Annotated in this window: 21 protein-coding genes; 6 read left to right on the plus strand and 15 right to left on the minus strand. The window is 33.4% G+C overall.

Translation table 11 applies throughout. From position 1 onward, the window contains the following. Window positions 1-1,068, minus strand: a complete 1,068-nt coding sequence (locus J2Z60_RS04510; protein ID WP_209686486.1) for an FAD:protein FMN transferase — start codon at window positions 1,066-1,068, stop codon at window positions 1-3. A 58-nt stretch (window positions 1,069-1,126) separates the two neighbouring features. Further along, window positions 1,127-2,047, minus strand: a complete 921-nt coding sequence (gene pplA, locus J2Z60_RS04515) for an extracellular electron transfer flavoprotein PplA (RefSeq protein ID WP_209686487.1) — start codon at window positions 2,045-2,047, stop codon at window positions 1,127-1,129. 264 nt (window positions 2,048-2,311) lie between these two features. Between pplA and J2Z60_RS04520 the strand changes: the two genes are divergently transcribed. The 4 genes from J2Z60_RS04520 to J2Z60_RS04535 all read left to right on the plus strand — a co-directional run bounded on the left by J2Z60_RS04520 (window position 2,312) and on the right by J2Z60_RS04535 (window position 6,232). Further along, the gene (locus J2Z60_RS04520) at window positions 2,312-4,210 is read left to right on the plus strand and encodes an NAD(P)/FAD-dependent oxidoreductase (RefSeq protein ID WP_209686488.1); all 1,899 of its coding nucleotides are present in this window, start codon (window positions 2,312-2,314) and stop codon (window positions 4,208-4,210) included. A gap of 74 nt (window positions 4,211-4,284) precedes the next feature. Next, the gene (locus J2Z60_RS04525) at window positions 4,285-4,692 is read left to right on the plus strand and encodes a NusG domain II-containing protein (protein ID WP_209686489.1); all 408 of its coding nucleotides are present in this window, start codon (window positions 4,285-4,287) and stop codon (window positions 4,690-4,692) included. Continuing rightward, on the plus strand, window positions 4,692-5,237 hold the full coding sequence (locus J2Z60_RS04530; protein WP_209686490.1) for a Gx transporter family protein: 546 nt from the start codon (window positions 4,692-4,694) through the stop codon (window positions 5,235-5,237). Before J2Z60_RS04525 ends, J2Z60_RS04530 begins: the two co-directional genes overlap by 1 nt. 35 nt (window positions 5,238-5,272) lie before the next feature. Beyond that, on the plus strand, window positions 5,273-6,232 hold the full coding sequence (locus J2Z60_RS04535) for a polyprenyl synthetase family protein (protein WP_245328717.1): 960 nt from the start codon (window positions 5,273-5,275) through the stop codon (window positions 6,230-6,232). Window positions 6,233-6,299: 67 nt separating this feature from the next. Here J2Z60_RS04535 and J2Z60_RS04540 read toward each other — a convergent pair whose 3' ends face one another. The 8 genes from J2Z60_RS04540 to J2Z60_RS04575 form a co-directional block, all read right to left on the minus strand. Next, window positions 6,300-7,253: a UbiA family prenyltransferase gene (locus J2Z60_RS04540; protein WP_209686492.1), complete on the minus strand. Its 954-nt coding sequence runs from the start codon at window positions 7,251-7,253 to the stop codon at window positions 6,300-6,302. 56 nt (window positions 7,254-7,309) lie between these two features. Further along, window positions 7,310-7,621, minus strand: coding sequence for a hypothetical protein (locus J2Z60_RS04545; protein WP_209686493.1), 312 nt, complete (start codon window positions 7,619-7,621; stop codon window positions 7,310-7,312). A 119-nt stretch (window positions 7,622-7,740) separates the two neighbouring features. Then, window positions 7,741-8,742 carry an asparaginase gene (locus tag J2Z60_RS04550; protein WP_209686494.1) on the minus strand — a complete coding sequence of 334 codons (1,002 nt, stop codon included), beginning with the start codon at window positions 8,740-8,742 and terminating at the stop codon, window positions 7,741-7,743. A gap of 111 nt (window positions 8,743-8,853) precedes the next feature. Continuing rightward, window positions 8,854-9,477: a malonate decarboxylase holo-ACP synthase gene (locus J2Z60_RS04555; protein WP_209686495.1), complete on the minus strand. Its 624-nt coding sequence runs from the start codon at window positions 9,475-9,477 to the stop codon at window positions 8,854-8,856. Continuing rightward, on the minus strand, window positions 9,465-11,132 hold the full coding sequence (gene mdcD, locus J2Z60_RS04560) for a biotin-independent malonate decarboxylase subunit beta (RefSeq protein WP_209686496.1): 1,668 nt from the start codon (window positions 11,130-11,132) through the stop codon (window positions 9,465-9,467). Before mdcD ends, J2Z60_RS04555 begins: the two co-directional genes overlap by 13 nt. Further along, a complete protein-coding gene (locus J2Z60_RS04565; protein WP_209686497.1) occupies window positions 11,122-11,421 on the minus strand; it encodes a malonate decarboxylase subunit delta in 300 nt (99 codons plus the stop codon). Before J2Z60_RS04565 ends, mdcD begins: the two co-directional genes overlap by 11 nt. 17 nt (window positions 11,422-11,438) lie before the next feature. Beyond that, window positions 11,439-13,079, minus strand: a complete 1,641-nt coding sequence (gene mdcA / locus J2Z60_RS04570) for a malonate decarboxylase subunit alpha (RefSeq protein ID WP_209686498.1) — start codon at window positions 13,077-13,079, stop codon at window positions 11,439-11,441. Beyond that, complete coding sequence (locus tag J2Z60_RS04575; RefSeq protein WP_342590242.1) at window positions 13,079-14,017, minus strand: ACP S-malonyltransferase; 939 nt, start codon at window positions 14,015-14,017, stop codon at window positions 13,079-13,081. The genes mdcA and J2Z60_RS04575 overlap by 1 nt, the downstream gene beginning before the upstream one ends. Window positions 14,018-14,111: 94 nt before the next feature. On the opposite strand from J2Z60_RS04575, the gene J2Z60_RS04580 reads away from it, so the two are divergent. Together J2Z60_RS04580 and J2Z60_RS04585 are read left to right on the plus strand one after the other, a co-directional pair. Then, on the plus strand, window positions 14,112-14,978 hold the full coding sequence (locus J2Z60_RS04580; protein ID WP_209686499.1) for a LysR family transcriptional regulator: 867 nt from the start codon (window positions 14,112-14,114) through the stop codon (window positions 14,976-14,978). 78 nt (window positions 14,979-15,056) lie between these two features. Continuing rightward, window positions 15,057-16,148: an acyltransferase family protein gene (locus tag J2Z60_RS04585; protein WP_209686500.1), complete on the plus strand. Its 1,092-nt coding sequence runs from the start codon at window positions 15,057-15,059 to the stop codon at window positions 16,146-16,148. Window positions 16,149-16,198: 50 nt separating this feature from the next. Here J2Z60_RS04585 and citG read toward each other — a convergent pair whose 3' ends face one another. From citG to J2Z60_RS04610, 5 genes are all read right to left on the minus strand, one after another. Next, complete coding sequence (gene citG / locus J2Z60_RS04590; protein WP_425352219.1) at window positions 16,199-17,023, minus strand: triphosphoribosyl-dephospho-CoA synthase CitG; 825 nt, start codon at window positions 17,021-17,023, stop codon at window positions 16,199-16,201. A gap of 118 nt (window positions 17,024-17,141) precedes the next feature. Beyond that, the gene (locus J2Z60_RS04595; protein WP_209686502.1) at window positions 17,142-17,600 is read right to left on the minus strand and encodes a low molecular weight protein-tyrosine-phosphatase; all 459 of its coding nucleotides are present in this window, start codon (window positions 17,598-17,600) and stop codon (window positions 17,142-17,144) included. A 37-nt stretch (window positions 17,601-17,637) separates the two neighbouring features. Continuing rightward, the gene (locus tag J2Z60_RS04600; protein WP_209686503.1) at window positions 17,638-18,177 is read right to left on the minus strand and encodes a hypothetical protein; all 540 of its coding nucleotides are present in this window, start codon (window positions 18,175-18,177) and stop codon (window positions 17,638-17,640) included. A gap of 30 nt (window positions 18,178-18,207) precedes the next feature. After that, window positions 18,208-18,966, minus strand: a complete 759-nt coding sequence (locus J2Z60_RS04605; protein WP_209686504.1) for a hypothetical protein — start codon at window positions 18,964-18,966, stop codon at window positions 18,208-18,210. A gap of 10 nt (window positions 18,967-18,976) precedes the next feature. Beyond that, on the minus strand, window positions 18,977-19,495 hold the full coding sequence (locus J2Z60_RS04610) for an SA1002 family membrane protein (RefSeq protein ID WP_209686505.1): 519 nt from the start codon (window positions 19,493-19,495) through the stop codon (window positions 18,977-18,979). Window positions 19,496-19,500: the final 5 nt, after the last annotated feature.

The following is a 19,500-nucleotide window of genomic DNA, read 5'->3' on the forward strand; positions in this document are numbered from 1 at the left end:
TTACTTTAACTGAGTTAATTTATAACCAGAGTCTTTAAATAATTTAAACTTATTTTTTAATCCACTAGTAACGTACACCTTTTTATTTTTTGTAATAAAAATAGCATCGGTATTTTTCTTTTTTTCAATATAATTGAATCCCTTGACTAATCCCTTGTCATAAGTTGCAGTTGATAAGGCGTCTCCATCAACCGAATTAGTCGTTACAATTGTTACACCCATAATATTATTTTGGTAAGGGTAACCAGTTTTAGGATTCATTAAATGACTATAAATAGTATTGCCAACTTTTAAATAGCGCTCATAGATTCCTGATGTCACTACTGTTTTATTCATTTCAGGAATTGATCCGATTGCAGTACCTCTACTTTTCTTAGGATCTTGAATACCTACTGTCCAATTACTATGATTTGTCGGCGAAGGTCCTAGCACATAAACATTACCACCTAAATCAATAATAGCACTAGTGACACCATCTTTGACTAAGGTCTTTTTTACCTGATCAGTTATATAACCTTTAGCAATTCCACCTAAATCTAACTTCATACCCTTCTTTGATAAGTATACTGTTCGATTTTTATCATTAAAATGCACATCATGATAATTTACTAGCTTAAGTTGCTTATCTATCTGACTTGCTGTTGGCTTATGTGCATCTGGAAACCCAATTCGCCATAAGCTGGTAATTGGACCAATAGCCATATCAAAAGAGCCATCAGAGTTTTCACTATAATCATAAGCTATCTTACATAAATTATAGACATCTTTTGAAACTTTTACCGGCTTTTTACCAGCATATTCATTAATCTTATCTACTTCACTACCTTTTTGATTAACAGTAATTTTATCTGCCAGTTGTTTAATACGGTCAAATCCGTCTTCCAAGGCTAGAGTCTTTTTTTTATTATAAATTTTAATTGTACAAACTGTTCCCATTAAAAATTGCGTATCTTGAGTTGGTTGAGTTGTTAATTTAGTTTCTTGCTTTGCAGGTCTGGAGCTTTGCGTACTGCATCCCCCAAGAATAAACATACATATTGCTAATAATGATGTTACTATTTTTTTCATGTTTCTCCATAAAAAGAGGAGATAGCTTAACACTATCCCCTCTATCAGTTAACTTAAACTATTCCTTATAAATAATATTATCAACTTTTATAGTCTTAGTGTTGCCTTTCTGTGCTGCATTAAGTAATTGAGAAACGTATGCTATAAAGTCATTCGATGACTCAGTAGCACCAGACACTACCTGAACTTTTTCCATATTTCCATTGTTATCTAAAAATTCCTTTTTCAGTTTTGCAATGTACTCTTTAGGACCGACTTTTGAATACTTCTTCATTTGCTTCTCATATGAAGTATTCTTAGTCTTAGATACGCCCTTCTTGTTCAATTGATCATAGGTAAGATCCGCGACTTTACCATTTTTAATTACTAAAGTATAAACTTGATGATATCCATGATCATAGTTTAGTGTTTCAAGTTTATAGGTTCCATCCTTATATTTAGCACCGTTATTAATGTGGATAGTTGCAGTATCACCCTTTTGTGCTGCTTGAACCAACTGATTAGCATAATTTCTCATGCTATCACTTGAATGGGTAGCTCCGGATACGGTTTGAATGCCACTAACGTTAGCACCGTTTTCTTTAAATTCTTTACTTAAAATGTCAATATATTCTTTAGGACCGACTTTTGAATACTTCTTCATTTGCTTTTCATATGAAGCATCTTTAGTCTTGGATTTTCCATCCTTGTTAACTTGGTCATAACTAGCATCAACAACTTTTCCATCTTTGACAGTCATCGACATCGTTACTTTATAACCATGACTATAATTATCTTCAACAAGCTTATAGGTGCCATCCTTTAATTTTGCACCAGCAACTTGTTTACCCACTTTTTGCTTCTTAACTTGAGTAGTCTTACTAGTTGATGAACTCGACTTGCTTGAACTCGAATTACTTGCTGTTGTTGAGCATGCAGTAAGCATTAAAGCTGACAAAGCTGCCATAGAAACTCCATAGATAATCTTTTTAACCTTCATGATTGAACCCCTATCTATCAATATACTCATATAAATGCTATCTATGTGTATTTTATCACAAATCATCTATAAGTTTTAGCTTTTAGATGATTAAAATATTGACCCTTTTTAGATATTTTACAGCGCTTACTTATATATTATCACAACTTTAGTCTTATATAAAACTTTATTTATGTGAATAAAAGCACTTTATTAGTAGAGTATTTATTTGTATAATAATTTTATAAACATATAATCTGATTTAATTTAGGAAGGTAGACAATTATGACCTCAACCAATATCGTGGTTATAGGTGGCGGATTTGGCGGTTTATATACCACTAAGCACTTAGCAAAAAAGCTTAAAAAAAATAAAAATGTAAAAATTACCCTAATTGATAAAAATCCATATATGACGATGATGACTTCTCTGCATGAAGTTGCGGCAAATCGTGTCGATTCTAATTCACTTAAATACGACTTACAGAGATTATTCTCTCGAAGAAAAAACGTTGACGTCGTTACAGATAATATTATTAAAATTGATCAAAATTCTAAAAAAATAATTGGTAAATATGGTGAATATTCATATGATTACGCTGTTTTGGCAATTGGATCACAACCTAATGATTTTGGTACACCAGGTGTTAAAGAACATGGTTTCACATTAGGCAGTTTAGATGATGCTGAAAGACTTAGAGATCATATTGATTTAATGGTTCATTTAGGTTCAAAAGAACGTAACCCAGAAAAAAGAAAGCAATTCTTAAATTTCGTCATTGTAGGTACAGGCTTTACTGGAACTGAAATGGCTGGGGAATTAAACTCATGGAAGCCGGAACTGGCAAAGAGATATAATCTAAACCCAGACGAAATCAAAATTACCATGATGGAAATGGCACCTACTGTCATGAACATGCTCGATCGTTCAGATGCAAACAAAGCAGAGAAATACTTAACTAAGCATGGTGTTCAAATTAAAGTTAATACTGGTGTAGTAGGTGTACATGAAGATCATATTGATCTAAAGAGTGGCGACACCTTCCCTACTAGAACTTTGATTTGGACAGCTGGAGTTAAGGCTGTTGAATCTGCTAAGGATTTCGGCTTTGAAACTGCTAGAGCAGGTAGAATAGTTGTTAACCAATACTCACAAATTCCTAACGACCCATCTATTTACGTTATTGGTGATGTGGCAATGTACGATGCTAACGGTAGTGGTCGTGGTGAGCCACAAGTTGTCCAAGGCGCAGAATCTGCTGGTAAGTGTGCCTATAAAAATATTCTTGCACAAATTAATAATAGCAAACCAACGAAGTTTAAGGGTACTTATTCTGGCTTTATGGTTTCACTTGGTCCAAGCTGGGGTGTAGCATCATTAATTAATACTTTCCATTTAAGTGGATTTTTTGCAATCTTAATGAAAGACTTAGTCGATATGATTTACTTTATTGAAATTTATTCAGGCTACTACCTCTTTCATTATATTATGGACGAATGGTTTAGAATTAAGCGTCCTACACTTTGGCGTGGTAATCTCAATCGCTACGGCAATGTCTTGTGGACAGTTCCTCTAAGAATTTTCTTAGGAATGATGTGGTTAATTGACTGTTGGTATAAAGTTCAAGGTCCTGGATCATGGTTCACAAATAAATTGCAATTAAACTTCCCTTGGCTTGTTCAAGCTGCCACCAGTGGAGCTAGTTCTAAGGCAGCAGTCACTACTGCGGCAAGTGATAAGGCAGCTGCTGCTACTGCAAATGCCGTTCAATTTTCACTTAACTATGACTATGGCCATTCACCCATGCCGGTATTCGATCAAATGCCCCATTGGGTTCAAGCTATGACTAAAATAGTTATCCCTAATAGAGCCGCTGCCCTTAATGCCCAAAAGATAATGACCGTTACTGAAATTTTACTAGGAATTCTATTAGTAATTGGCCTATGTACATTTTTAGCTGGTGGTATGAGTGCAGTATTTATTGCAATATTCTGTTTATCGGGGATGAATTACTGGGTTAATGTTTGGATGTTCTTTGCTGCCATTGCTGTAATGAATGGATCTGGTAGGTCATTTGGTCTTGACATGTGGTTTGTTCCTTGGCTTGAAAAGAAGCTGGGTAAAGCACGATATGGCATCTTGCGTCCAATATATCATGTCGACAAAAATGGCATAAAGAACTAAAATATAGATTGATAATTAAGGTCCTATAGTAATATGGCTATAAGACCTTTTTAATTGATTAGAGTAAATACAGCATGAAACAAAAAATAAAAATTGGTGATATCTTAGTTGCTGCACTTTTGCTAATTCTTAGTTTCATACCATTCTACTTTTTAAAAAATCATAATAAGACAAATAATTCCCAAATTATTGCAGTAATTAAGGTTAATAATCATCAAATTAAAGAAATTCCACTAAATCAGGACACAACTTGGACCTATAGCAAAAACGGTCATTCTAATACTTTACAAGTTAAAAATAATAAAATTAGAATGCTTGAGGCTAATTGTAAAGACCAAGTTTGTGTTAGAGAAGGATGGAAAAAAGCTGCTGGACAGACTATTGTCTGCTTACCTCATAAATTTCTTGTTGAAATTAAGCAAACTAATCCAACTCATAAAAATAAAAAGATGAATTTCGATCATACTTTGGTAAATCCATAATGACAAATAAACAAGATTTAAGACAAACTGTTTTTCTAGGAATTTTATGTGCTCAAGGAATCATTTTAGGAATTGTCGAGCAAAGTTTCCCACCAATTTTTGCTTTTGCTCCAGGAGCAAAAATCGGGTTAACTAATATTGTTACAATGATCGCACTATTAACTTTACCGTTTAATGACTGCATCATTCTAACTTTCTTGCGTGTAACTTTATCTGCACTTATTTCTGGAACATTATCAACTTTTATTTATGCTTTTTTAGGGGCTTTTCTTAGTTTATTTGCAATGAAACTATTCATGATATTCTATCCACGATTCATGAGTATTATTGGCATTTCAATTGTAGGCGGGATTATTCATAACCTGGGGCAATTGATAATTGCAAGTATAGTTGCACAAAGCTGGTATATCATGCTTTATCTTCCGGTTTTGGCTGTAATGGGTATCATCTCTGGATTTATGGTTGGAGCCGCTAGCTATTATTTTCTGCCCTATCTCAATACTTTTTCCTTCGTCAAGAACAAACTATTTACTTCTGAAAGGTAATTCTCATGTCCAACGAACTAAGATTTTGGCAAGACATGCCTGAAATAGAACAAGAACTAAAACAGATTAATCCAATTATTATGAATAATATTAAACCTACAAAGGGTAAACTAGGAGAAGCTTTACAATACACTTTTTCAACTACCGGAAAACAATTACGCCCTGCTTTAGCTCTTGAATTTGGTCAACTAGAAAAGTCACAACTAAATAAAAAGTTATTAAATATCGCAGCATCAATTGAGGTACTTCATAATGCTACACTGATCCATGACGATATTATTGATGAATCACCTCGTCGACATGGAAAAACTTCAATTCAAAAAAAATACGGAAAGCAAATTGCTGTCTATGCAGGAGACTATTTATTTGCTTTATCACTACAATTATTAAGCGGAAATACTTCTAAAATTACCAATTTAAGAATGAACAGCAATGCAATGCGAAATATTCTTGCTGGTGAAACTGCACAGTTTGGAAATGAATTCAACATTAAAATTACTGAGAGAGATTACCTTAATCAAATAAAAGGCAAAACTGCTATTTTGTTTGGCTACTCATGCTTTATCGGTGCTTTAGAAGGTGGATTGAGTAGAAAACAAGCTAAAATAGCTGAAAAAATCGGAGAAAACATCGGCATGGCTTTTCAATTAAAGGATGATGTCTTAGATTACACATCTAAAAGTGATATTTTAAACAAGCCAGTACTTGCTGATATTGTTAATGGAATCTATACAGGTCCTCTAATTTTTGCTCTAAAAAATGATGAGAATGACAATTTATTAAACCTGGTCCAAAAAGGCAAAAAAATTAACAAAACAGATCTGTCGCAAATTAACCATCTTGTACAAAAATATGGTGGTATAAAGTCTACAGAAGCATTAGCAAATCAATATACTAATAAAGCATTGCATTTACTTAAAAATGATTTTGATCAGTATCAACGTAGTAAAAATATCGAATGGATCATTAATAAATTATTCATTCGTAACTATTAAAAAGAAAGCCTTCAATTCAGTGTTATTTTATCTTAAAGACATTGAATTGAAGGTCTTTTTATTTGTTTTAGAAATGAAGTAATGCCCCAATAAACATTGTTAAAGCCTGAATACCAACTACTAACCTGTAATTAGCTAAAGAAGTTGGAAAAGTTGTTCCTTTTCCTGGATTAGCAAGGAAAGTTTCAACATTCTTGCGAACCTTTGGAAATGTAAGTAATGTTAATAAAGAAAATATCGGTGACATTTTTAAAATTACAGCTAAAATAATAGCTAAATATGGAGAATAACCATAAAAGCGATATAAATTAGCAGCCTTTTTAGTTCCAAAAACAATTGGCAAAGTATAGCGATGATCTAACTTATCATTTTCTATATCTGACATATTATTAGCTAGCATTACTCCAGAATTGAGCATCATCGACGGATAACACACTAATATTATTGCAATCAATGCTAATAAGGAACCATGTACATTAAAAGTAAAATCATTTCCAATATTAGTAAAATTCAGTGTAATTAATCGCTCATAATTATCGTTAACATATGCAAATAAAAATGGTACACCCATTCCTTGAGCAATCCCACAAAAGAACTCCCCAATTGGCATCTTATCAATCGGAAATGGACCTGCAGTGTAGCAGCACACAATTCCAAATAAGACCATCCCCGCAACTAACAGAAACCAATTAGTTCTAAAACAGAGCCAAATACCAGCAATTACAGATATAGTTAGCAAAATTATAATTACTGCAACTGCACTTGTCATTGAGATCTTCTCTCTTGCCATTACATTCTGACTACGTGTTTTTTCTGTTTTGGCATTGCGATAATCCATGACGTTGTTAATTCCAGTAACCATATTATCCTGAATTAATTCTGCAATAAAAAATACTATAGCATTAAGCCAATTCCAATTTCCTAAATAATAGAATATGAATGCCGCACTTAAAGCATAAGCATATAGCGATAAAATAGATGTCTTTATATCTACAAATTTAAAATATTTTTTTATTGTCATTTTCCACCTAAAGTAAAAGACCCGATTAACTTTAATCAGGCCCTATAATAAACAAATTATGCTTTGGCTCTTTTGGTAATTCCTCCCAAACCCTGGAAGATAACCAAAACAAGATAGAAATAAAGCATATATACTAAGTAAGCAATGTTAGTTTGTTTAGATGCAAACCAATACCATTGATTATCCTGTGAGCCATAAATCCAATAAAGTAAAGCTAATGCAATAACACCTAAGACATTTATAATTGCAAAAATCCATAAGTTTCCATTTTCACGTTTAGCCAAATAAATTAATGACCAAACTAATGACCATACACCCCAAAGGCATGCAACTACTACAACACACCAGTAAAACACCGTTGCAAACATCTCTATACCTTCTTTCAAATTCTATAGTTCTATTTTAGCATATTATGTAAGCGGTATTTAGCTTTATTATCAATAATTTCTTTAGGTTTTATAAGCATATCACAAAATAAATATATTAGTTAGTCTAATGTAACCTCACCAACAATATTAGTATCAAAAAATTTCGTAATCTGGCGAATATCCATTCCTTGACCTATTCCCCACATCAGCTTAGTAATTGCACTTTCTGAAGTCATATCGCGTGCACTAATTGCTCCCTCAAGTAATGCTCGACGACCTACTTCATATTTAGTCAAGTCACTGCGTTCATATAGGCATTGGCTGCTAGCAATTACAGGTATCCCTTGCTTAATTAAATCTCCTACTGCTGCAACCATGTTTCTTCTAATATTAGTCATACCTCCCAAGCCATATGCTTCAATTACAATTCCTTTACAGCCACTGTCAGCTAAGGCAAATAGTAATTTAGTATCAAATCCTGGAAATAATTTAACTAAGGAAACATTTGTATTAATTTTTGTATTTAATTTACAGGCTAAATTGCTTCGAGGAATATATGACAAGTTTTTATTAAAAACTAGGCCATCTGAAGTAACAGTAGCAATCGGTGGAACATTAACACTCTCAAACGCATTAAAATTAATAGTTCGTACCTTTACACTGCGACATCCTAACATTACCTTTCTATTAAATGCTAGATAAACCCCTGGCTTGCAACGAGAAGCTGCCGCAAAAGCCAAGCGCAAATTATCAGGTGCATCACTCCACATTACATTAATTGGAACTTGACTCCCAGTCAAAACAACCGGTAAATTTAAATCTTGTATCATAAAAGACAACATTGAAGCTGTATAAGCCATAGTATCAGTACCATGAGAAAGAACAATGCCATCATAGTCATTACGATATTTGTAAATGTTTTCTGCAATAATTTGCCACTCTTCAGGCTGAATATTAGACGAATCTAATTGTAAAATATCCTTTACATCAATCTCATATGGCATATCACCCAATAATTGAATTAAATCTTCACCCGATTGCTTAGGCACTAAACCATCTTCAGATACAACAGAGGCAATCGTGCCACCTGTTGATAATAAAAGTATCTTTTTTCTATCCATAATGTTCTCCAATTTGTACTATTTTCTTTAATTATACACAAAAAAAGACATCGCCGAAGCGGTGCCTTTCAATTCTATTGCTTTAAAAAATGCCATAAATTTGTACTTTTATTAATCTATCTTCCAAGGATCAGTTACTAGCCTAGGACCTGCATTAGTCTTAACTAGAATTTCTTTATTTTTACCCCAAGCATATTCTTCAAGCGAGAATCCTATATCATCATATACAACTTGAATATCTGCATGAACAATAGAAATTTGATGTAACTTATCAATCAAATTTTTGGCATCTTGACGTGATATCTCGTTTGGCTGATACATAATTACATCAACATCACTGGTCTGATGTACCATATGAATACCTGTTGCAAGTTCATATTCTAAACTACCGCCTACTCCCCACTTATAATTTTTCATAATTGGGATTAGCTTTTTTAATAGCTTAAAAGCCGGTAATTCAAAACGATGATTGTTATTTTGTTGAAATTTTTTTACTGCATTTATTGGTGTAAAAATTTTGTCAAAATTATCATAATCAATCCAAGCAGCTAGTCTTTGGGATTTTTTTAAACCACGAATTCCTACTGGAATTTTTTGATTTTGATCACCACGTCTAACAATCACATATGATGATCTTTGTAACATATCTCTAGCCCATTCGGGTATGACACCATTGATTTGAATTTTATTAATATCCTTCACATGCAGCAAGTCATGAACTGCTACTTGTCCCATTGTTCATCCATCATCTTACGGATTTGATTAGTTGCTTTTCTTCCGCTTTCTTTAGCAATTTTATTAGTATAACGGAACTTTAAGGTTTCATCATCGTCATCAGCTAACGCGGCATCAATAGCTGCCCTTACTTTAGAAATACTTGCTTCATCGCTATCATAACCTTTTACACCCTTGATTAAAGTATAGAGGGCTCCTAGTTTTTGATAGTTTTCAATATCATAAGCCATCGCAGGCACATGCTTAGTAGCTTCTTCTAATTCAGCAATTGTTCTTTGCGTAATTCTGGCAGCCGAAGCCTTACTCATCGCTTGCACAGTAATATCCAGATCATCTAATGCAATTAAACGGTTTGACTGTAAGCCGTGTGCCAAGAACCCACCAGAAACTGCATCCCCAGGAACAAATGCAATTAGCTTATGTCCTGCTTGACGTGCCTTAGCATAAGCATTTGCGCTAGCAGCCAATGCCATATGAATACCAATTAATTCTTCATTATAACCATAAGCTTGAGATGGAACGTCCACTACCATAATGATTGGTGTCTTTTCTTCTTTTGGAGTATTTTTCTCGCTATTAATTAAGTCATTAACAACACTAGCAACAGTGTATCCTTCTAATAGACCAACTTCACCATGACGTACCCGTGGGAAAGGGTTATTTTCATCAGGAACAATCGCAATATATTCAAAACCATCTTTTTTAGCATGCAGGACAGTAGACACATCACTGTCTGCATTTTTTATGCCAGTTAATTGTTCAAACCACTGTCTACCGCGACTCTTAGTATGCTTCTTATCACTAGCTACAGCTTGAGGTAAATGATGCTCTTGTTCTTTAACATTATCAAATATCTTTTGATAACTAGAAATATTTAACTTTTCGCTAGGATCTAGACTATCTAATAATGATAGATAAAAGTCGGTTCTCTCAGTCTTATGACTGTCCTTTTTTTCGTTAATAGCACTCAAAATTGCCTTCTTAAAACTATCAATATCATCGTCAATCACTTCATCTATTAACCCTGTAGCTTGGCGCTGAGTAGTACCTAAAGTATTCCAAATTAAATCTTTATCGCTGGAATCAAATTCTCTTACCCCAGCTTCTTGCTCAATAACTTCTGGTCCATTTAGCCCTATACGAGCACGATTTGTACCGATTATGTAAGACATAATTGCATTAGTGATTGACATACCACCGAAGCTACCTACTCTTCCGGGAACTAAACCAATAACTGGAACATACTTCTTCAAAGCAACAATTTGGTTTTGAATTTCAGAAATTGAAAGTAAACCATAATTTGCTTCTTGCAAACGTACGCCACCGGTATCAAGAATAATAATCGGATATTCTTCGATTCCGTTCTTATTATCTTCTAAGACATGTTCTAGAGCAGCAACAATCTTAGCACCAGATACTTCACCAATACCTCCACCTTGAAAGTTACCTTCAATAGAGATAATAACCAGTTTCTTACCTTCTAAAGTTCCTTTTTCAATGATGATACCATCATCTGATTCAGGTACAATTCCTTGAGGCATTAAATGAGGCGAAATCATATTGTCATATGGATCAATTAATTCTCTATTACTACCTTTATCTAATAAGACAATTGCACGTTCTCTGGCATGTAATTCTACAAAACTATTTTTCATCTTCTAAAGCCTCCATTGCTTGTGTTAAGCGCAAATTAACCACGCCAGGAGTTGCACCAAAGTCATTAATTTCAAAATCAGCAATTAATGGATAACGATCAAAGAAGCGCTTTAAAACACTTTGCCAAACTTCTTTAAAGCCATCACTACCGGTAACAATATTTAAAGTTGATTCAGAATTAGTTGTTGGCTTAATAATAACTTCTAAATCTCCTGAAGCTACCACACCAACATGTGCTTTATTTTTTACTTGCTCCGTTCCTTTAAATTTAAAATTCAATTTTTCCATTTTTACACTCTCTTTTCTTATGACCAACTGCGGAATTTTGCGGGTGGATTATACAATCCTTTAGACCATTCAATTAAATCAGACATATTTTGAGCAGCCAGAAGTGAACGCTTAGCATCTGTTCTACGAACACCCAAATCTTCTGGAAGAGCAACAATTCCACGATTACGTAAATCATTGAGTGTTGCAGTATCACTAGTCATTCCTAGAGGAGTTACTCCCGCAATAGCGGCAATAGCTGCTTGTCGTTCTGCCATAGAAGAAGTTTTATAAAGATAAGCAATCCCTTCTTCGGTTACAATATGTGTCGTATCTTCCGAATAAATCATAATTGGTACATTTGCAAGTTTAGCTTCTTTTCTTACTTCAACCGCATCTAATTTATCAACAAATACCGGACGTTTATTAGCACCATAAGTTTCTACCATTTGTACAACTAGTTTTTGTCCCTTGCCCAATGGATTATCATCAGGCTTTAAACTTTGCCACGCTGGAGTTGAATGACGCCGACCCGTTGGATTAGAGCCCATGTTAGGCGCACCACCAAAGCCAGACAGCCGTCCTTCAGTAACAGTTGAAGAGTTACCATACTTGTCAATTTGAAGAGTAGATCCAACAAACATATCTAAGGCATATTGACCAGCCATCTGACCAAAAGCACGATTAGAGCGCATAGTACCATCTTTACCAACGAAGAATACATCAGGTCGAGCGGCGATGTACTTTTCCATCCCAACTTCTCCACCGAAACTATGTACTGATTGAACCCAACCAGATTCAATTGCTGGAATTAAAGTTGGTGTAGGATTGATTTCCCAATTAGGTACAATTTTGCCCTTAAGTCCTAATTGTTCACCGTAAGTTGGTAATAATAATTCAATTGCAGCTGTGTTATAACCAACACCATGGTTAACTGATTGAACTTTATGCTTTTCATAAATGCCACGAATCGCTAGCATACCCATTAATATTTGAGTTTCAGTTATATGTTGAGGATCACGTGTAAATAATGGCTCTAATTGGTATGGCTCATCAGCTGGAATTACAACATCGACCCAATCCCCTGGAATATCGACTCTAGGCAGCTTATCAACAACTTCATTAGTTTGAACAATGACAATCCCATCTTTAAAGGCAGCAGATTCTACAATTACAGGTGTTTCTTCTGTGTTATAGCCAGTATATAAATTACCGTCTTTATCAGCCTTATCAGCTGCTACTAGGACTACATTTGGAATTAAATCTATAAATAAACGGGCATATAATTCTAGGTAGGTATGAATATCGCCAATTTTTAAGCTACCATCTGCAATCATTTGTGACACACGAGTACTCTGCGGACCAGCAAATGAAAAATCCATCTTGCTGGCAATTCCATCCTCAAAAATATCTAAGTGTTCTGGTCTGGAAATACTACTCATAATCATATGCAGGTCATGAACTTTTTCAGGATCTACACTAGCCAAAGCTTTAGATAAAAATGAAGCTTGCTTTTGGTTATCTCCTTCTAAAACTACCTTATCGCCAGAATTAAGCAGGCGTTCTAGAATTTTTACTACATCACTTGTTTTGGCAAATTTACCCTCAAGCAAAGGAGCTACTCTCTGCATTTTTTCATCTTTTGCTTGGCGATGACTTGCCCAATTTTTTTTGCTCATCAATTAGACTTCCTTTCCCACTTACCTAAGAGGTAAGCCGCATCTTCAATACTCATTTGATCCAAATAAATTTGTGAAATCTGGTCAAACTTTTCCCCAATAACTTTTTTAAAAGGTTTGCCTGGAGAAAAATTTAAAATTACCTGGGGTTGATAATTAGTTGCCACTGACATCATAGTGTCAAAATAAACAGGATTAGAAACATTATCAGATAAGTCCTGTTTAATTCTGATAATCTGCCTGAGTGGCTTTCCAGTAGTATTAGCTAAATAAATTACACGCTGGGGACGATTTAATTCAATTGTTTCCAGCATTTCTTGCAATTTTTGGCTAACATTTTTCATTAAAGGGGAATGTGATGGAACTGGAACTTTTAAAATAATTGCTTTACTTGCTCCTTTATTTTTTGCAAGAGAAAGCACTTCTCTTATTGCAGATAAGTTACCTGAAATCGCTGTTTGCAAAGTCGCATTTTGGTTAGATACATAAACTGGCATATCAGTGCTAGAAACTTTAGCTACTAAAGATTCAATATATTTACGCTCTAGCCCAACTATAACTCCCATTCCATAGCCATGAGGATATGAATTCTGCATCAAAGTTGCGCGATATTTAACTAGCCTAAATAAATCGTCTAATTTAATAACTCCTGCAGCATAAGCAGCCGCAAACACTCCTAAAGAATGTCCTGCAACTAAGTTAGGCTTTAAATTATATTTAGCTAGCTTTCTTACTTGGTCAACTTGTAAGAGTGCTATTCCAACTTGTAATTGGACAGAATCTTGATAAGCTTGTGCACTGTCTTTTAGTTTAAGATTTAGTAATTCTTCAACATGATTTTTTAAATCCGAGTCAATTCTATTCAACATCCCTTCATGTTGTCCACCTTGTCCCGGAAAAATCCACAGACTCTCCATCATATTCCTTCTTTCAATCACTATCTCAACCTCACAACTTTTACTTTAATCCCAATATTTCAAAAAGTATAATGAATTATAGTAATAGTCATAATTAATAGTTATAGGTGAAATAATGAACTTGATTCAATTAAGAAACTTTCTTTACGTAGCTCAAACACAAAGTATTTCTCAAGGAGCTAAAAAGGCTTATATTAGTCAACCAGCAATGACTAAGCAAATAAAAGAACTAGAAAAAGAACTCGGCACTAAGCTATTCCGCAGACTAGATCGCGGTGTCGAATTAACCCAAGCAGGGCATGTTTTTTTAAGCTATATTGAGCCAGCCTTAACTGAAATTCAAAAGGGAATTGATGCTGTTAGTTCTCATACATCTATTCGACAAAAGCCAATTAAGTTATTAGTTGAGGTAGCTTCATCTCTTATCCCTGAGATAATTAAGCGAATCCATCATATCTACCCTGATGCACCTGTTCAGTTAACACAACGAATATCAGCTAGTAACGATCTTAAAAAATTCGATTTCATTATTACCTCTCATAAGCCTGATGATAACTTTAACTATGTAAGCCTATTAAAAGAAAAAATTTATATTGGTACTGCTGGTAATGAGTTTTCTAATAACGAAATCAACGCTAGTCTGCTTAAAAAGCTACCCATAGTTAGTCTGGGAGCTAATAATCCACTTAGAAATACACTTGATAAAGCCTTTGCCAAAAAGAAGATATTTTTAAATTATCAATATGAATCTGATGATCCAGCAACAATTCGAGAATTATTAATGGCACATGTGGGAGTAGGCTTTATACCAGCTATCAGTTGGCATAATATCGGCAAAGAATTACACCTAGTTAAAGTTAAAGATATTGATCTAAAAAGAAATATTTATCTTGTTGAAGGGAAGGCTAACGAAGATCGAATGACAAGATTATTAGCTAACGAATTAGTAGATCTATTCGTTAATAATACTCAAAGCAATTGACTAATTGGCAATTTTAAGAAAAAGTTTTAAAATAAAAGTGTTTCAATCCGCTCATCCTCACTAGAAAGAAGCGGTAACATGACAAAAAAATCAGAAATAACAGATATTGGCGACTACCTTAAGCTTTTTGCTTGTACTGCGGTAATGTTGCAGCCGATCTTATCAATGGCACTTAAAACTAATCCAAGTCATCTTTCTTCGATTTGGATTGGCATAATTTTTAACTTGGTTAAGTATACAGCCCCCGCCTTTATCTTTGGTATTCTCTATACAACTATTCGCACAACCTCCAATATGCAGCATTATCCAACCTATATGAACAATACTTGGCATGCATTATTTATACCAACAATTTGGTGGACCTTGATTTACTTATTGTTCCTACCATGGGTGCAACAAGCTAATCACTATACTGATATTAGTTCATTTATGTGGCAATTTGTTAACGGTAATGCGGCACCTCATATGTGGTATAACACAATGATGTTACAATTTATTTTATTGATGCCAGTTTTTTGGGGCATTGTCAATTTAGTCAAGCATGATAGTCATCGCGGTCTAATCACTCTAATGATAGCAATTTTAATCACTGGAGTGTGGTTAGCAATGTATGATACACAAATTTTTCATGGACCTCATCAGGTCGATTGGTATCTTTGTGATCGAATCTTTATTAGCTTTTTAATCTATGGAATTAGTGGTGCTCTTGCTTGGCAATTCAACGATCAACTTAAGAGAAATCTAAAGAAAATTTGGCTATGGCTATTAATCGCAACTATTTTTGTATTTATTTGGATTAATCAAGAGTTATTTAATTTTGGCTTTCCAATTGACTTAAATAATTCACCTTACTACAAGCCTTCAATGATGATTTATGCGATGCTAATTATTTTACTAATCGCATCACTAGGATATTTTCAAATTGATAAAAACATTGCTTTTACAAAAACGGTCCATAAGTTTGCCAATTTTGCCTATAAAGCTTTTCTTTCAAATATTTTATGGTCACAAGTTCTCTGGCTAAGTTTCACTAAAAGCTTAACTATTTCAAATACGTGGTTAGGAATTATAGTAACCTATGTTCTAACATGGTGCTTAAGCTTTTCCTCAGCGTTCTTTATTCATTCTTGCTGGAGTAAAGGTAAATCACTAGTTTTTAAATCGGCTTAGTAGCCAAAAAGGGATAGATTTGGAATTTTTGTTACCAAGATCTATCCCTTTTATAATTCGTTATTTTCTAATGCCATAAAGATAGTCAAAATTAATAAGTCCGCACATCCTCCTAAACTATAGTTATTTTCTTTAAAGATCTTATTTAATTTTCTTAGATAAGCAAAACCTGCTGGCATTTTACTACCACCTAAATCTAAGTAATGTTCACATACTTCTTTTAACCAAGGTAGCTTATCAATTCCCCCTGCTCGCTTAATAAAGGTTGAGTCTTGAGTATTTAAAGCTAGCACTATTAGGGTATCTAAAAAACGTTCATTTAAATTTCCAGTTGCTTGGATTAAAAATGGATAGGCGACTTTTTCTACTACTGGGTAACCATCTTGAGCTAACTGTCGTACTCCCCCTAACCCATAACGCTTATATTGCCTTTCACCAGCTGTTTCATTAACTTTCTTTTGTGACAAATCTTTTTTTACTAAATTGTTACACATTTTTTTAATAACTTGATAAATATTTTGATGATTCTTTTTAGCATAACTTTGTGCACAAACAAAAATCCCTAAAGAAAATACTGCTCCCTTATGTGTATTTACGTTATTAGTTGCTTTAAGCATTGCTTTTTCTGCATTAAGGCCAGCTTGTCGCAGTAAATTAAACATGATTGTTAAATCCGACTCAGTAAAACTTTCTCCTAGTTCGCAAGCGTAATTTAAGTAATCTTCTAAAGCTAAACTACTATTAATAAAAGTAAACACATCCATATCCAAATGTGATCCTGCATCAACAGGATCTACCAAGCCTGGCTTAGGATTAGTTACTACTTCATAAAGCAAAGCTCTTAAGGCATGGTCTACTATTGCTTTAGTCATAATTCACCTTTTTTCTTTATAACACATAAAAATACACTTCAAATTTTAGAAGTGCATTTACAAAATTAATTCTATTGTTTAATAGCTAAATCTTTAAACAATAGAATTTTAATATCAGAACTTATTTATCTTCAAGCTTTTTAAATAAAGCTTTACATCCTCGATAAATATCCTGATATGACTTTTCAAAATCTCCTGTATACCAAGGGTCATCAACATCATCATAAGAACCAACAAAGTTTAATAATTTATATTCCTTATGATCTGGATCTCCACCACAAATACGATTTATATCAAAAAAGTTCTCTTCATCTAGCGCAATTAGATAATCATATTTCTGATAATCTTCACGCGTAAGTTGACGTGCAAAATGATTGGAAAACGGTATATTATGCTCATTTAAAGTTCTTTGAGCACGCGAGTCAATATTATGACCAATTGCATCTTGTGTTGCAGCTGCAGAGTCAATCTGGTATTGATTGCTTTTTTTAGCCTTATTGACAATGTCTTTCATAATAAACTCTGCCATTGGTGAACGACAAATGTTCCCATGACAGACAAAAATAATATTTTTAGTCATATTGTTATTAAGCTTCTTCCTCTACTTGGTTTATTACTTATTCTTCTTTACTTTTAATAGCTGCCGTCATACGAGCAAGTTTATTCTTATATAAGCCGAAAGTCTTTTTCAATTCTATCTTAGAGTTGATCGTAATACCATCATTCGTAACTTTAACTTGATTAATCCCTACTTCAACATTTACACTGCCATACTTATTGCTCAAAGTATAAGTATTATCAGAATTTTTTACAATATTTAAAACGTCATCACTCAATTCTTGAGCAATATCCTCAATTAACTTAGCTGTCGCCTCATTATTATGGTTTTTTCTTGCATAGGCCATGTAACCCATTAGCATCCACTCATCATTAGAAAATACTTCCTTGGATTTATTATCCTTGGAAATAGCACGATTATGAGTAGATTTATTTGATGAGTTATTATTTTTGTTATTCTCAATAGATGATGAAGATTTTTGGCTAGTTATAGGCTCTACAACCTTGTTAGCCTTATCTTGTGCTTGTTTAGTAAAGTAAAATACAGCTCCTATTAAAATCACAACAACTGCCATTAAGGCTACAATAGCTCTCTTCATAATTTGCCACCTCATGTTGTATATTTTACACTAATTAGCTGCATGCTTATATTTTTTCCTAGTTAATTTTACTGAGGATTTTTTCTTTTTGCCAATTTTGGCACCAAATAGCCAAAAAATTGAAACAATAATTGAAATAGTGATACTTATCAAAAATCCACTATCTAGATCGATTTTTATTCCAGAATAAATAAGTTTATGCAAGACGCTTGTTAATTGCATAGATCCTAATTGCATTAACTCGTATGAGCCAACTGAAGCAATTAATATCGGTATAATTGCACTACGAATACCAAACAAGATCATTAAAGTCGCTATAATATACAACAGTAAAATCACATAATATAGTAGCCGATAATATTGAGCATACTTATTTATTTGGTTTTCATACTTATCTAGCTGATCATTAGCTATCTTTATCAAGAAATCGTTAATTATCTTTTCTTGGTCAGTATCATTTTTTAGTCCCAAATCATTTATCCCGATCTGACCATTTTGTTGAAAAGAACTAGTAGTAGCATTAAATTTACTTAGAGAAGTCTTTATCTCTATTTTTTTAGGTAATTGATTTAAAATAGCATTATCTAATCCTAAAGCTTGAAATAATTGAACTCCAGTCCGGACATTACTATTACCTGATTGAGCAGCCGCTTTATTTAAAGCTGAATTAACTAGTCCTGAAGTCGAAGATGACATAGTAATACTACTATGAACAGTAAAAAATGTTGCAATAATTACTCCTATTATAATAATTATCTTAATAATCCAAGTATTTAATTTTTTAAACATTTTTTATCTCCTAAATCGAATGACAATGCTTTTTAAATAATATGATACTGATCCAAACAGAAATAAACGATGGCAGTATCACTACTACAAACAAATTTGGATCTAAAAAATTACCTACAGTTATGTAGTGTACTACTTTAGTTATCTTTGTGACATTAGAAAAAATAGCCTGATAAACTGTAACATAAATCAAAGTCCATTGAATATAATATTCAATTAAGGTCAATGTAGTTGTTGACAATGGAAAAATATGATGAAAAATCCTTAACCACCAGTAAAGTAAAATACCCGAAATAATTACTAAAATACCAAGTAAAGTAAATAAATTACCTAGTTTTAAATTAACATCTGTTTGAATAAATAAAAATGCTAATACAAAGAAAACTAAAAAATTGATTGTACTCAATATTATCATCACAGCAAACAAGATTAGTGCTTTGATAAAATAAAAATGATTCTTTTCTTTAAATATTGTAATTAAACCAATAATTATCAAAATACCTAAAAATATTGGCCATACTTGTGTCATAGATA

Source organism: Lactobacillus colini, assembly GCF_017874575.1.
GTDB lineage: Bacteria > Bacillota > Bacilli > Lactobacillales > Lactobacillaceae > Lactobacillus > Lactobacillus colini.

Excerpts from the sequence above, each read along its gene's own strand:
- J2Z60_RS04530 (WP_209686490.1), top strand. The coding sequence starts at position 4,692 with ATGACAAATAAACAAGATTTAAGACAAACTGTTTTTCTAGGAATTTTA.
- mdcA (WP_209686498.1), bottom strand. The coding sequence starts at position 13,079 with ATGAGCAAAAAAAATTGGGCAAGTCATCGCCAAGCAAAAGATGAAAAA.
- J2Z60_RS04525 (WP_209686489.1), top strand. The coding sequence starts at position 4,285 with ATGAAACAAAAAATAAAAATTGGTGATATCTTAGTTGCTGCACTTTTG.
- J2Z60_RS04605 (WP_209686504.1), bottom strand. The coding sequence starts at position 18,966 with ATGTTTAAAAAATTAAATACTTGGATTATTAAGATAATTATTATAATA.
- J2Z60_RS04510 (WP_209686486.1), bottom strand. The coding sequence starts at position 1,068 with ATGAAAAAAATAGTAACATCATTATTAGCAATATGTATGTTTATTCTT.
- J2Z60_RS04555 (WP_209686495.1), bottom strand. The coding sequence starts at position 9,477 with ATGGGACAAGTAGCAGTTCATGACTTGCTGCATGTGAAGGATATTAAT.
- J2Z60_RS04610 (WP_209686505.1), bottom strand. The coding sequence starts at position 19,495 with ATGACACAAGTATGGCCAATATTTTTAGGTATTTTGATAATTATTGGT.
- J2Z60_RS04595 (WP_209686502.1), bottom strand. The coding sequence starts at position 17,600 with ATGACTAAAAATATTATTTTTGTCTGTCATGGGAACATTTGTCGTTCA.
- J2Z60_RS04585 (WP_209686500.1), top strand. The coding sequence starts at position 15,057 with ATGACAAAAAAATCAGAAATAACAGATATTGGCGACTACCTTAAGCTT.
- J2Z60_RS04520 (WP_209686488.1), top strand. The coding sequence starts at position 2,312 with ATGACCTCAACCAATATCGTGGTTATAGGTGGCGGATTTGGCGGTTTA.
- mdcD (WP_209686496.1), bottom strand. The coding sequence starts at position 11,132 with ATGAAAAATAGTTTTGTAGAATTACATGCCAGAGAACGTGCAATTGTC.
- J2Z60_RS04550 (WP_209686494.1), bottom strand. The coding sequence starts at position 8,742 with ATGGATAGAAAAAAGATACTTTTATTATCAACAGGTGGCACGATTGCC.
- pplA (WP_209686487.1), bottom strand. The coding sequence starts at position 2,047 with ATGAAGGTTAAAAAGATTATCTATGGAGTTTCTATGGCAGCTTTGTCA.
- J2Z60_RS04540 (WP_209686492.1), bottom strand. The coding sequence starts at position 7,253 with ATGACAATAAAAAAATATTTTAAATTTGTAGATATAAAGACATCTATT.
- J2Z60_RS04545 (WP_209686493.1), bottom strand. The coding sequence starts at position 7,621 with ATGTTTGCAACGGTGTTTTACTGGTGTGTTGTAGTAGTTGCATGCCTT.
- J2Z60_RS04565 (WP_209686497.1), bottom strand. The coding sequence starts at position 11,421 with ATGGAAAAATTGAATTTTAAATTTAAAGGAACGGAGCAAGTAAAAAAT.
- J2Z60_RS04600 (WP_209686503.1), bottom strand. The coding sequence starts at position 18,177 with ATGAAGAGAGCTATTGTAGCCTTAATGGCAGTTGTTGTGATTTTAATA.
- J2Z60_RS04580 (WP_209686499.1), top strand. The coding sequence starts at position 14,112 with ATGAACTTGATTCAATTAAGAAACTTTCTTTACGTAGCTCAAACACAA.
- J2Z60_RS04535 (WP_245328717.1), top strand. The coding sequence starts at position 5,273 with ATGCCTGAAATAGAACAAGAACTAAAACAGATTAATCCAATTATTATG.